General features: G+C 64.3%; 11 protein-coding genes. 7 read left to right on the top strand and 4 right to left on the bottom strand.

Features of this window, described 5'->3' with window-relative positions; translation table 11 throughout:
* Positions 1-26: 26 nt before the first annotated feature.
* The 3 genes from JQ587_RS24195 to JQ587_RS24185 all read right to left on the bottom strand — a co-directional run bounded on the left by JQ587_RS24195 (position 27) and on the right by JQ587_RS24185 (position 4,271).
* A complete protein-coding gene (locus JQ587_RS24195; protein ID WP_212426941.1) occupies positions 27-1,382 on the bottom strand; it encodes an MFS transporter in 1,356 nt (451 codons plus the stop codon).
* A gap of 70 nt (positions 1,383-1,452) precedes the next feature.
* Positions 1,453-3,102 carry a benzoate-CoA ligase family protein gene (locus JQ587_RS24190; RefSeq protein WP_212426940.1) on the bottom strand — a complete coding sequence of 550 codons (1,650 nt, stop codon included), beginning with the start codon at positions 3,100-3,102 and terminating at the stop codon, positions 1,453-1,455.
* A 20-nt stretch (positions 3,103-3,122) separates the two neighbouring features.
* Entirely contained in the window at positions 3,123-4,271 is a 1,149-nt protein-coding gene (locus tag JQ587_RS24185; protein WP_212426939.1) for an FAD-dependent monooxygenase, read from the bottom strand.
* A 170-nt stretch (positions 4,272-4,441) separates the two neighbouring features.
* Here JQ587_RS24185 and JQ587_RS24180 point away from each other — a divergent pair, with 170 nt between their 5' ends.
* The 3 genes from JQ587_RS24180 to JQ587_RS24170 all read left to right on the top strand — a co-directional run bounded on the left by JQ587_RS24180 (position 4,442) and on the right by JQ587_RS24170 (position 7,135).
* Positions 4,442-4,840 carry an acyl-CoA thioesterase gene (locus JQ587_RS24180; RefSeq protein ID WP_212299930.1) on the top strand — a complete coding sequence of 133 codons (399 nt, stop codon included), beginning with the start codon at positions 4,442-4,444 and terminating at the stop codon, positions 4,838-4,840.
* Positions 4,837-5,685, top strand: coding sequence for an IclR family transcriptional regulator (locus JQ587_RS24175; RefSeq protein WP_212426938.1), 849 nt, complete (start codon positions 4,837-4,839; stop codon positions 5,683-5,685). The genes JQ587_RS24180 and JQ587_RS24175 overlap by 4 nt, the downstream gene beginning before the upstream one ends.
* Before the next feature lie 421 nt (positions 5,686-6,106).
* A complete protein-coding gene (locus tag JQ587_RS24170; protein WP_212299932.1) occupies positions 6,107-7,135 on the top strand; it encodes a glycosyltransferase family 2 protein in 1,029 nt (342 codons plus the stop codon).
* Between the two features lie 27 nt (positions 7,136-7,162).
* On the opposite strand, the gene JQ587_RS24165 is transcribed toward JQ587_RS24170, so the two are convergent.
* Positions 7,163-8,065, bottom strand: coding sequence for a GNAT family N-acetyltransferase (locus JQ587_RS24165; protein ID WP_212426937.1), 903 nt, complete (start codon positions 8,063-8,065; stop codon positions 7,163-7,165).
* Between the two features lie 219 nt (positions 8,066-8,284).
* Here JQ587_RS24165 and JQ587_RS24160 point away from each other — a divergent pair, with 219 nt between their 5' ends.
* The 4 genes from JQ587_RS24160 (at position 8,285) to JQ587_RS24145 (ending at position 12,084) form a co-directional block, all read left to right on the top strand.
* Positions 8,285-9,208, top strand: coding sequence for a 2-hydroxyacid dehydrogenase (locus tag JQ587_RS24160; RefSeq protein WP_212299934.1), 924 nt, complete (start codon positions 8,285-8,287; stop codon positions 9,206-9,208).
* Between the two features lie 70 nt (positions 9,209-9,278).
* The gene (locus JQ587_RS24155; protein WP_212427003.1) at positions 9,279-9,572 is read left to right on the top strand and encodes a cupin domain-containing protein; all 294 of its coding nucleotides are present in this window, start codon (positions 9,279-9,281) and stop codon (positions 9,570-9,572) included.
* On the top strand, positions 9,569-11,044 hold the full coding sequence (locus tag JQ587_RS24150; protein WP_212426936.1) for an aldehyde dehydrogenase family protein: 1,476 nt from the start codon (positions 9,569-9,571) through the stop codon (positions 11,042-11,044). Before JQ587_RS24155 ends, JQ587_RS24150 begins: the two co-directional genes overlap by 4 nt.
* The gene (locus JQ587_RS24145; RefSeq protein ID WP_212426935.1) at positions 11,041-12,084 is read left to right on the top strand and encodes a tartrate dehydrogenase; all 1,044 of its coding nucleotides are present in this window, start codon (positions 11,041-11,043) and stop codon (positions 12,082-12,084) included. The genes JQ587_RS24150 and JQ587_RS24145 overlap by 4 nt, the downstream gene beginning before the upstream one ends.
* Positions 12,085-12,090 lie beyond the last annotated feature (6 nt).

Below are 12,090 nucleotides of genomic sequence, written 5' to 3'. Positions count from 1 at the left end.
ATCGTGGGACATGGTCTGTCTCGCTGTTAGTGATGAAGCGTCGCGGCCGAGGGCACCAGCTTGAGCGACGGCTCTCGTCTGCGAAGCGCGATCACCGCGAGGCCCGCCAGCAGCGCCGGCGCCGCCGCCGTGAGAACGACGGACTGCGCAGTCCATCCGAAGCCGAGCAGCACGCCTCCTGCGACAGGGCCGATGATCGAGCCGATACGGCCGACGCCGAGCGCCCAGCCCACGCCGGTGGAGCGGATCTCCGTCGGATAGAGGCCGGCCGCAAGCGCGTTCATGCCGATCTGCGCCCCCACCACCCCGAACCCGGCGAGGAATGTCGAGATCATCAACGTCCAGACGTTCGCCGATCCGAAGGCGATCCCCGCGATGAAGAGCGCCGAGGCGGAATAAGCGCCGCCGAGCACCAGATAGGGATCGAGCCGGTCGACGAAGCGGCCGAGGACGATCGCGCCGACGACCCCTCCGGCGTTCAACACCGCCGTCGAGAGGATCGCGATGTTGAGCGGCAGGCCGCTCGCCTTGAGCAGCGAGGGCATCCAGTTCACGAGGAAGTACATGACGAGCAGGTTCATGAAGAACGCGATCCACAGCAGCACCGTCATGGATGCGCGGCCTTCGGCGAGGAGCTTCGTCACCGGAAAGCCTGACGCTTGCGAACCATGCACGACATAGCGCGTCGGCGCAGTCGCGGAGATGCCCGGATCGAGCCTTGCGAGCAGTTTTGCGATCCGTTGATCTGCGACGTCGCGGGTCAGGAGATAGCGGATCGACTCGGGCAGCCAGACGAACAGCACGATCAGGGTGAGGAGCGGAAGCACGCCGCCGACGACGAAGACCGCCTGCCAGCCGAACGCACCGATCAGCGGCGCGCTGATCAGGCCGCCGATGGTCGAGCCCAGCGGGAAGCCGCAGAACATGATGGCGATCAGCAGTGCGCGCATCCGCTTCGGTGCATATTCGCTGGTCAGCGCGACGATATTGGGCATGGCGCCGCCGAGGCCAAGACCCGTCAGGAAGCGGAAGACCAGGAGCTCGTTCAGCGTGGTCGCGCGCGCCGTGACCAGCGCGAAGATGCCGAACAGCAGCACCGACAGCAGGATCACGCTCTTGCGGCCGAACCGATCGGCCGCGGGGCTCAAGACGAACGCACCAACCGCGAGTCCGGCCAGGCCCGCGCCGAAGATCGGACCGAAGCCGGCCATGGCGATCCCCCATTGCTCGGCAATCACAGGCGCGACATAGGCGATCGCCTGCGTGTCGAAACCATCGAGCAGCGCGATCCACCCGCAAAGAGCCAGGATCAGGAGCTGGAGGCGCCCGAACCGCGCCTCTTCGATGACCTCGGTAACGTCTACAATATTCGCAGCGGACATCACGAACTCCAGTGAGCGTGGGTTTCCAGGCGGGTGACTTTCAGGAGGCTTGGAGAAGGCAGCTGCTCGTTCAGGCCACCAACGGGGCGCTGCGCAGCTTCTGCCGATCGATCTTGCCCGTGCCCGTCTTCGGCAAATCGGGGCAGAATTCGATCAGGCGTGGATATTTGTAGGGAAGCAGCTTCGACTTGACGTGATCCTGCAGCTCACGCGTCAACGACTCGCTCGCCGCGTGACCGTCCCGCAGGATCACGAATGCTTTCGTGGTCATGCGGCGATCGGGAAGCTCCAATCCAAGGACCGCACATTCCCGTACCGCGGGATGGTCCGACAGACAGAGCTCGATCTCGACCGGGTAGATCCACTGGCCGCTCACCTTGATGAGATCGTCGACGCGACCGACAAAGGTGAAGAAGCCGTCGGCATCCTCGACCAGCCTGTCGCCGGTCCAGATCCAGCCCGCCTCGCGCATCGTCTGCCCGGTCTTGTCGGGCCTGTTCCAGTAACAGGGCGCGTTGGAATGACCGCGGACCCACATCACGCCTTCTGCGCCTTGCGCGACGGGCTCCCCTTCGGGCGAGGTCAGCCGGATCTCGTAGCCGGGAACGCGCTTGCCGGCGGTTCCGGTCTTCTTCTGATCGCGCGTGTTCGAGAGATAGATGTGCAGAGCTTCGGTCGATCCGAGTCCCTCGACGATCTCGAGCCCGAAGCGTCGCTTCCAGTCGTTGAAGATGTCCTGCGACAACACCTCGGCGGCCGACAGGCAGAGGCGCACGCTCGACAGGTCGGCGGATCCGATGCGCGGATGATGCAGCAACGCGTTGTACAGCGTCGGCAGGCCGAAGAAGAGCGTCGGCTTGAACCGCTCGATCAGGTCCAGAACGGCGCCGGGCTCGGGCCGCCCGGCGAGCAGGATCGTGCTGGCGCCGACCGAGAACGGGAAGGTGATCGAATTGCCGAAGCCGTAGGCGAAGAAGATCTTTGGCACGGAGAAGCAGATGTCGCTCTCGGCGATGCCAAGGATGTGCTGCCCAAAGCTCTTCGCCGTGTAAGCCATGTCGTGCTGGAGATGCACGATGCCTTTCGGCCGGCCGGTACTGCCCGAGGAGTACATCCAGAACGCCATGTCATCGCGGGAGGTTGGCGCGGCATCCAGCTGGGCCGGGAATTGGGCAAACCATTGGTCGCCATCGAGAACCTTGACCGGCGACTCGCTTGCCGCGTCGCCGTTGAGCATCACCAGCGTATGCAGCTGCGTTCCCGCGACCGTCTCCCGGTCGAACAGGCCAGCATACTCGGCGTCGACCACCGCGACCGGCGCGGCCGAATCCTGCAGGTAGAAGCCGATGAGGTCCTTCGGCGACAGCGTGTTAATCAGCATCGGCACGAAGCCGGCACGGACTGCACCGAAGAACACCGCAGGATAGGAGGCCGTGTCGTTCAGCAGGAGGAGCACGCGATCGCCACGGCGAAGTCCGAGCGATGCAAGCGCGTTGCCGCATCGAGCGGCCTTGGCGCACAATTCGCCATAGCTGGTGTTGCCGCTCGCGGCAAAGATCGCGACCTTGTCGGCGCGGCCGGCGTGGAGATTGTCGAACAGAATTTCGCTGGCGTTGTAACGCTCGGCGATCTCGAAGCCGACTTCCTGCGCGCCGGGGGCATCATCGGGAACTTGGTCCACGATCGCGTTCAGGCGCGTTTGGCCGATTCCGTCCGTCATGGGAGCGCTCCTCATCATCGCTATGTGCTGGAGACCAATGAATTGGCGTCGTAGCGCGCCATGAAACGCGGCGACATCGCACGCAACTGGCTGTCGTCGATCCGCCCCGAGCGGGTGATGTAGCTGTAGCCGAACTCCAGCGGAGCCAGCTTCATGTGCTCGGCAAAGCGCTCGTACCAGGCCGCGCTGGTCCTTGCGGCCTTGACCAGCTTCTCCACCACCGGACGGCGCGTGGCTTCGTAGTCCTCCAGCGCACGGCGGAGACTGTGCGGTTCATTGTCGAGCGCGTTGACGAGCGCGATGACGTCCTCGAGGGCGAGGCGCGTGCCGGAGCCGATCGAAAAATGCGCGGTGTGGAGCGCGTCACCGACCAGAACCATGTTCCGGTGCGACCAGCGATCGTTCCACAGCCAGGGAAAATTGCGCCAGACCGATTTGTTGTTGACGAGAGGATGCCCTTCGAGAGTGCCGGCAAACACCTTTTCGCAAAGCGCCCTGCTCTCTTCCTCCGTCTTCTCAGCGAAACCGGCACGGAGCCAGGTCGCACGATCGCACTCCACGATGAACGTGCTCATCGTCGGCGAGTAACGGTAGTGGTGGGCGTTGAAGCAGCCGAACTCGGTTTCGACGAAGGTCTGGGTCAGCGTTTCGAAGCGCTTGGTGGTGCCATACCAGGCGAACTTGTTGTGGTCGTAGGACAGCGATGTCGCGAAGTCGCCTTCGTAGCTCCGTCGCACCAGCGAGTTCACGCCGTCCGCGGCAACGACCAGATCGTAGCCGGCGAGTTCTTCGATCGAGCGCACGAGCCTGCCGAAGTGCAGATTTGCACCCGCGGATCGTGCGCGTTCAGTCAATTGCGTGATGAAATCGAGCCGTCCGACCGCGGAGAAGCCGACGCCGTCGAGTACGACGCGTTCGCCGCGATGTACGAGCGTGATGTCGCGCCAGGTCTCCATGCGCGACGACACGGCCTGCTCCGTTTCCGGATCATCGGCGCGAAGGAAGTCGAGCGCCTTGTCGGAGAAGACCACGCCAAAGCCCCAGGTCGCGCCTTCGGGATTCTGCTCGAAGACATCGACGTGGTCTTGGGGATGCCGACGCTTCCAGAGGGCGGCGAAATACAGACCCGCAGGACCGCCCCCCATCACCGCAATGCGACTAAGCCGCATGACCTTTCCTTTCCCCGTTGCGTTCTGTTGACCGCTTCTGTTTGCGCATTATGCAATAGATTTCTTGTAATGCAATATATCTCTTGCATTACAGGTAATCATTTTTCTTATACGGAATAATGCCAGCGCGGTTGGACTCCGCGCCGGGCGCCTAGCGGGAGGTTTTTCGGATGTTCGAGACAGCTTTCACGATCGAGTGGGGCGATTGCGACGAGGCCGGAATCGTCTTTTATCCCAACTACTTCTACTGGTTTGACTGCACCTATCAGCGCTGGCTGCGGAAGCACGGATTGAGCCAGCGGGAGCTCAAGCGCCGCTTCAACAGCGTCACGCCGCTGGTCAATGTCGGAGCCAAGTTTGTGGGGCCAGCCCGCTACGACGATGAGCTGGTGATCCGCGCCGAGGTGACCGAGTGGCAGGAGCGGCGGTTTCGAATCGACTACAAGCTATCGGTCGGAAACGTGCAGGTTGCGAGCGGCTTCGAACAGCGCGCCTGGGCCTCGGTCACGGACACGGGCGCACTCCGCGGCGCGAGCGTGCCGCAGGAGTTCAAGGACTTGTTGAGATGAAACGGACGCGGCCGAAAGAGACTGACGACGAGAGCGGCGGGACGGCCCCCGGCGGCATCCAGGCTCTCGACGCCGCGCTTTCGGTCCTGCGAGTCCTCAGGTCCTTTGATGGGCCGGCGACGCTGTCGGATATCGCGCGCGAAGCCGGCATGCCGCCGAGCAAGGTGCATCGCTACCTGGCGAGCTTCATTCATGCGGGCCTTGCCGTGCAGAAGGAGCGCTCCGGCCGCTACGACCTCGGCCGCGAAGCGGCAGAGTTGGGCGTTGCGGCCATCAGCCGGAACAACTTCGTCGTCCGCGCCTCCGACGAACTCGAGGAATTGGCCACGGTGACCGGACAGGCCGCGCTGCTAGCCGTCTGGAGCCATAATGGCCCGACCGTGGTCCGAATGGAGCGAGGCCCCCATCTGACCACCACGTCGATCGGTCTTGGCAGCACATTTCCCTTGCTGGACTCCGCGACCGGACGCGTCTTCCTGTCGTATCTGCCGTCTCCACAACTGACCGCGCGGCTGCAGAACGAACTCGAGCGCGCCGCTTCTGTCGGCGTGAGCTGGCCGGATCTCGATCCCAACACGGAAAGCGTCGAGGCATTGACGACGAAAGTCCGGCGCGAGCATGTTGCCTATGTCGACGGCCGTTACATTCCGGGCCTGGCCGCGATCTCGTCCGCGATCACGAACTGGCAAGGCGAGATCGAAGTCGCCGTGACCTTGTTCGGCACGCACAGGGACTTGCTGCAGCCGCAGAGTCCTGCGCGGACCGCCTTGATCGACTTTGCCTCCCGCCATTCGATCGCCCCACCGGCTCAGCTGGGCAAGCCGCACGACGCACGAGCGCGCTAGCTCGCACGGGCGCGTATCTTGCCGCTATTTGATGGCCCCGTCTGAAGACGGACTGACTGCTTCAGTCCTGGTCGAGTGAAGATCACACCGAGCTTGCCTTAATAGAATTGGTTACTCATTCGTTGATGCTCCGCTGGATGCCGCGCGTCGTCGCGCTCTGGTGCTGAAGCACGCCGCTGCGTCGGTCCTCGAATCGGTGATCGGCATCTCCAATCATGGTCGCGAGCCTGCCGCGGTTCATTAACGACGCAGTGCGAATTGGCTTCTGGCGAAGGCCATCTTTGATAGATTTCGGATACAACCATCGCGGTGCAAATCCAGGCCAACCACGCACCCGACAGGCCGCTTCCCTTGGACAGCTGATACAGGCGCGAGCCGTTCATGGACGTGATCGACCCGTTCACCGGCGAGGAGAGATGAGATGCAGGTCAGATCCGCGCTTCAGATCAATTTGCATCCGCTGGACGTGCGCCATGCCGTCCACACACTTCCGCATCAGCTCGACGTATGGGGCGATCAGGTCGATCGCATCGTATTCACTGTCGACACCAGGCAGAGCAAGAGCGGCCGCTACACCGGCAGTGCCTATGAGGAGAGCCGCAGACGCCTGTTTGCACTGCTGGAGGCCATCGCGCTGAAATCGCCGAAGGCGGAGATTTCCGAGGTCGACTATTCGCCGGCGGCGCTCGAGGCCGTGCGGCAGCGCTATTTCTCGACAAGCCGCGTCCATCCGGAAAAGGCCTTCGATGGCGGACCGTTCCATGCCTATTTCTACGGCCTCTTGAAGACGAACGCGGACTATGTGGTGCATATGGACAGCGACATGCTGTTCGGCGGCGGCAGCCAGGTCTGGCTGGAGGAGGCGATCGGCTGGCTGAAGACGACGCCGGATGCGCTGTTCGCCGGACCACTTCCCGGTCCGCCTCGCGCTGACGGCGCGCTCGGCGACCTGCATGGAGGATTCCCGGGGTTGAGCGGCGTCCAGCCGCCCGAGCGGCTCGCCGCCGCCTACCCGGCCTACCGCTTTCGCACCGTGAGCACGCGCATCTTCGTTCTGGATCAAGTCAGATTCGATGCATCCGTCGGCGCGCTGGAGCTGGTGCGGCCAAATCTCCGACGCCGGATCCGCGCAAAGCTGTTTCGCCAGTCGCCGCTGACGATGCCTGCCGAGGAGATCATCTCCGCGGCCATGATGCGCAAGGGGCTTTGCCGGATAGACCTTCTCGGTTCAGGCGCCGGGCTCTACTCGCTGCATCCACCGTATCGCACGGATACATTCTATCGTGAATTGCCGCACCTGATCGCCCGCATCGTGGCCGGCGCGATACCGGACGCCCAGCGCGGCGACTATGACGTCAACTCGAGCATGTTCGACTGGACGGAGGCTCTTCGGCAGAAGACCGTCGGTCGTCGCCTTGCCCGCGCCGCGCGCACGCTGCTCTCGAGCTGAGCATCGCGCGGTTCGTCCGGCGATGACCTAACCGAGTGCCTGGCTTGCGAGCGCGTAAGTCACGGGCGACGTCCCAGAGCGATCGTTGGGATCGCGAAACTCCCCTCCCAGCGACATCGTCGTGACCGTGTCGAAAAAGGCAAGGCCGGACCGGGCCAGGAAGGCGCAGAACTCGCCGTCGGCGAGGTGCGTGTCGACCCTCAGGAACCGTCCTTCATGGGCCGCGACATGAGGCGCAGCCACCACGATCGCGTCCTCGTCGTTCGACGCGACGACCGGACCCACGACATGCCCTCGCCCGAACGGGCGGCACAGCGCGAATGCGACGAGGCGCCCCTGCCGATAGAGCCCGAAGCCGGTGGATTGCTCCAGGAGGGCCGCCAGCAAATCGAGGCGCGAGGCACCAAACGCCTGCGCGTCGAGTTGAGCGATCGCCGGCAGGTCCTTGCGATTGAGCTCCCGCAGCTCGGTCCCTTCAGGAAGATGCGGCATCTCACTGAGCCGCTGCACCTCTGCCTGGCGCTGGAACACCGTCCGTTCGCGGCGGAAGCCGAGCGATAGATAGAGCTTGCGCGCTGCATGCGTGGCGTTGAGGCGGAGATTGCGCCCCTTGGACGCGGACAGAACGCGCTTCATGAGCCACTGAGCCGTGCCAAGCGCCTGAAGGCGGGGCGATGTGATGACCATGCCGACCGTCGCAAAATCCGCCCCATGCGGAAACCACATCGCGGAGCCCAGCACCCGTCCGATCTCATCGTGAACGACGATGCCGTGGCCGGCATCACGCAGAAACTGCCAGTCCTCCGGACGATGCGGCCAGCCGACGCCGATCGAGAGCGTATAAAGCTGATCGAGCTCCACCGTATCGATGTCGACCGCACGCGCGTCGAATGCGTCGATCGTCAGCGAACTGGTCGTGCGCGATTTCATGTCGCCCCCTGATCGGCTCGACGGCGGTCGACGTCGGCGGCTCCGAGCTCGGTCGGGCTCAGCTTACACCGGGCTCCGCCGCAGATTGCGTTCCGGAACCGCCGTCCAACGAAACATTCCACCAAATCGCAACCGCATTCGGCACCGACCGAGATTGCGGGTCCGATAGCCTGGTTCAATCCGGCAAGCTCGCCATTCTCCGCGCGTCCGAATTCGACAATGACCTTTCTCTTCAATTCCGACGCTCAGCGCGGGGCTGTGTTCCGCGAAGCCTTCGCGCGCGAGCTCCCACACCTGCCCTTCGCCATCGGCCCGGCCACGGTCTCTCCGGCCGATATCCGTTACATCATCACCTGGTCCGTGCCGGAAGCCCTGGAACAATACCGTAACCTCGACATCCTGTTTTCGGTCGGGGCGGGCATCGATCAATTTCGGCTGACGGCGATCCCGCCCGAGGTGAAGGTGGTCCGGATGGTGGAAGACGGCATCATCCGGATGATGCAGGAATACGTCACTCTCGCGGTGCTGGCCCTCCACCGCAACATCCCGGCCTACCTCGATTTGCAGCGACGCCGCGAATGGCGGGCTTTGCCGCAGAAGCAGGCGACCGACCGATGTGTCGGGGTTCTCGGACTTGGCGTGCTCGGCCGCGCGGTGCTGGAAAGCCTGAGGCCGTTCGGCTTCCGCCTGAGCGGCTGGAGCCGGTCGGACAAGACGATCGAGGGTGTTGCGACCTATAGCGGCGATGCCGGCCTCGGCCGGATGCTCGGCGAAACCGACATCCTGATCTGCCTGCTGCCGCTCACCGGGGCCACGCGCGGGATCCTGAATCAAGACCTCTTTGCACAATTGCCGAAAGGCGCGGCCCTCGTCCACGCCGGGCGCGGCGCGCAGCTCGAGTCCAGCGCACTCCTCGCGGCTCTCGATACGGGTCAGCTTGCCGGCGCGGTCGTCGACGTGACCGAGCCGGAGCCGCTGCCCGGCGATCATGCCTTGTGGGCCCATCCGAAAGTGCTGCTGACCCCGCACGTGGCAAGCGTCACCCAGGCGGACACCGCCGCTCGCGCGGTCATCGACAACATCAAGCGATATGAAGCGGGCCTCGACCTCGTCGGGCTCGTCGACCGGACCCGTGGTTATTGAGAGGAGCCCGACTTTGCTGCTGAAACGGATCGACCCCAACCCGACTTTCGCCCCGAAGGAATCCGGCCCGATGCCGGAGCGGCTCATTGCGGGCGCGCCTCACTTCAAGACCTGGGCACAGGACGAGGCCAAGGGCGACCTCGTGCACACCGGCGTGTGGGAAGCAACGCCGGGCGAGACGCGCTCGATCAAGGGAGAGACCTTTGAATTCTGTCACATCCTCGCCGGCACGATCGAGATCACGCCGGACGGCGGCGTCCCGATGACGTTCAAAGCCGGCGACAGCTTCGTCATGAAGCCCGGATTTACGGGGGTGTGGAAGACGATCGAGACCGTGCGCAAGATCTACGTCACGGTGTCATGAGCCTGAGCTTCGACCCCGACCAGGTTCAGTTGCCGATCGGCCACTTCATCGGCGATCGGCTGCAGGAATCCCCCGGCCTGCTTCCGCTGCACCGGCCATCCGACGGTGCGCACTACGCCGAGTGTCCGGTCGCCTCCGCCGAGACCGTGGACGAGGCCGTCCAAACCGCCAGGACGGCGTTGAGGACCAGCAACTGGGGCGGCGTGCGTCCGCGCGAGCGAGCCGGCGTCCCGAAGCGCTGGGCCGATCTCATCGAGAGTGAAGCCGAGACGCTCGCCAGGGTCGAGGCGATTTCATCCACCCGCCCGGTCGGTCAACTCGTTGCGGGAGACATCGCGATCACCGCCGAGCAAATCCGCTTCTTCGCCGAATTCGCCGACAAGGAGGGCGGCGACCTCGCGCCCACCGACGACGCCCATCTCGGCATGATCATGACCGAGCCTTACGGGGTTGTCGGCGCCATCACACCCTGGAATTTTCCAATCAACATGGCGGGCTGGAAACTCGGGCCGGCTCTCGCCGCGGGCAATGCGGTCGTGCTGAAGCCGTCGGAGATGACGCCGTTCTCCTCCATCGTGCTCGCCCGATTGGCGGTCAAGGCGGGGCTGCCTGCCGGGCTCATCAACATCGTGCTTGGCGATGGGGCAACGACCGGCTCCGCCATCACCGGACATCCCGACATTGCGAAAGTGAGCTTTACCGGATCAACCGGCGCGGGTGCTGCCATCATGGCGAATATCGCCCGCACCGGCATCAAACCCATGACGCTCGAGCTCGGCGGCAAGAGCCCGCAGATCGTCTTCGCCGATGCCGATCTCGACCAGGCCGCCGCCGCGATTGCCGGCAGCATCCTTGCAAATGCCGGCCAGGCCTGTGTTGCCGGATCGCGGCTGATCGCCCACGCCTTGGTGGCCAAGCAGTTGGTCGACGCCATCATTGCCCGCATGCAAGCCGTCCAGGCTGGTCCCACCTGGGATGCCGCGACGACCTACTCCCCGATCATCTCCGAGAAGCAGCGATCGCGGATGCACACGATGGTGCGAACGGCCCGCGCTGAAGGCGCCGAGTGCCTGACCGGCGGTGAGCCGATGGAGGCTAAGGGCTATTTCTATACGCCGACCCTTCTTGCCAATGTGGATCGATCTTCCGTCGCCCTCACCGAGGAGATCTTCGGGCCGGTGCTGACGCTGCAGACGTTCACGACCGAGGACGAAGCCTTGGCGCTTGCCGATCACCCGACCTACGGTCTTGCCGCCGGGCTCTTCACCCGCGATGTCTCACGCGCGATGCGGATCACGCGCGCTCTTGCTGCCGGCACCGTCTGGGTCAACCGCTACGGCCGCTCGCGCGATCACATCCTGCCGACCGGGGGCTACAAGCACTCCGGCATCGGCAAGGATCTCGGCCGCGAAGCCTATCACGCCAATCGCCGCTCGAAGAGCGTGCTCATCCACATCGGAGGGCTCTCATGAAGACTTACGCAATCGCACTCATTCCCGGCGACGGCATCGGCCGCGACGTGACCGACGCCGCATGGACCGTGCTGGAAGCAACTGCGAAGCAGTCCGGCTTTGCGCTCAGCGGCACGACATTTCCGTGGTCCTGCGCCTTCTACAAGGAGACCGGCGCGATGATGCCCGCCGACGGCATCAAGACACTGCAGCAATACGATGCGATCCTGCTCGGCGCGGTCGGTTGGCCGGCGGAGGTGCCCGATGCCGCATCGCTGCATGGGCTGCTGCTGCCGATCCGCAAGGGGTTCACGCAATATGCCAATGTCCGGCCGCATCGCCTGCTGCCGGGCGTCAACGGTCCGCTGAAGACGACCGCATTCGACATCCTCTGCATCCGCGAAAACACCGAGGGCGAATATTCGGGCGCCGGCGGGCGCGTGCATCAGGGCACCCCCGCCGAGATTGCGGTCGAGACCTCTGTGTTCACGCGCGCCGGCGTCGAACGAATCCTGCGGTTCGGGTTCGAGCAGGCGCGCAAGCGGCGCAAGAAGCTCGCCTCGGTCACCAAGTCGAATGCGCAAAAATACTCGATGGTCTTCTGGGACGAGGTCACACGGCTGGTTGGCGCCGACTATCCCGATGTCGCGTGCACGAGCTATCACGTCGACGCGCTCGCCGCCCGCATGGTGATGGCGCCGGAGAGCCTCGACGTCGTCGTCGCCTCCAACCTGTTCGGCGACATCCTGACCGATCTCGGCGCCGCCATCCAGGGCGGGCTCGGCTTTGCGGCCTCGGCCAATATCAATCCGGAGCGCAACGCGCCCTCGATGTTCGAGCCCGTTCACGGCTCGGCCCCCGATATTGCCCATCTCGGCACGGCCAGCCCGATCGCAGCGATCTGGTCCGGGGCCATGATGCTCGACCATCTCGGCGAGGCCAAGGCAGCCGCACGCATCATGGCCGCCCTCGAAGCAACCACGTCCAGTGGCATCGGTACGATTCCGGGCAAGGAGCGCACCGAAGCAATCACCGCAGCCGTGCTCTCCCGTCTCTCCTGATCGACA

Origin of the sequence: Bradyrhizobium manausense (genome assembly GCF_018130615.1) — a bacterium.
Classification (GTDB): domain Bacteria; phylum Pseudomonadota; class Alphaproteobacteria; order Rhizobiales; family Xanthobacteraceae; genus Bradyrhizobium; species Bradyrhizobium manausense_A.
This window is presented reverse-complemented; position numbering and strand designations above follow the sequence as displayed.

What these genes read in the sequence shown, in the direction of transcription:
- JQ587_RS24195 (WP_212426941.1), bottom strand. Translation starts at nt 1,382, where the DNA reads ATGTCCGCTGCGAATATTGTAGACGTTACCGAGGTCATCGAAGAGGCG.
- JQ587_RS24190 (WP_212426940.1), bottom strand. Translation starts at nt 3,102, where the DNA reads ATGACGGACGGAATCGGCCAAACGCGCCTGAACGCGATCGTGGACCAA.
- JQ587_RS24185 (WP_212426939.1), bottom strand. Translation starts at nt 4,271, where the DNA reads ATGCGGCTTAGTCGCATTGCGGTGATGGGGGGCGGTCCTGCGGGTCTG.
- JQ587_RS24180 (WP_212299930.1), top strand. Translation starts at nt 4,442, where the DNA reads ATGTTCGAGACAGCTTTCACGATCGAGTGGGGCGATTGCGACGAGGCC.
- JQ587_RS24175 (WP_212426938.1), top strand. Translation starts at nt 4,837, where the DNA reads ATGAAACGGACGCGGCCGAAAGAGACTGACGACGAGAGCGGCGGGACG.
- JQ587_RS24170 (WP_212299932.1), top strand. Translation starts at nt 6,107, where the DNA reads ATGCAGGTCAGATCCGCGCTTCAGATCAATTTGCATCCGCTGGACGTG.
- JQ587_RS24165 (WP_212426937.1), bottom strand. Translation starts at nt 8,065, where the DNA reads ATGAAATCGCGCACGACCAGTTCGCTGACGATCGACGCATTCGACGCG.
- JQ587_RS24160 (WP_212299934.1), top strand. Translation starts at nt 8,285, where the DNA reads ATGACCTTTCTCTTCAATTCCGACGCTCAGCGCGGGGCTGTGTTCCGC.
- JQ587_RS24155 (WP_212427003.1), top strand. Translation starts at nt 9,279, where the DNA reads ATGCCGGAGCGGCTCATTGCGGGCGCGCCTCACTTCAAGACCTGGGCA.
- JQ587_RS24150 (WP_212426936.1), top strand. Translation starts at nt 9,569, where the DNA reads ATGAGCCTGAGCTTCGACCCCGACCAGGTTCAGTTGCCGATCGGCCAC.
- JQ587_RS24145 (WP_212426935.1), top strand. Translation starts at nt 11,041, where the DNA reads ATGAAGACTTACGCAATCGCACTCATTCCCGGCGACGGCATCGGCCGC.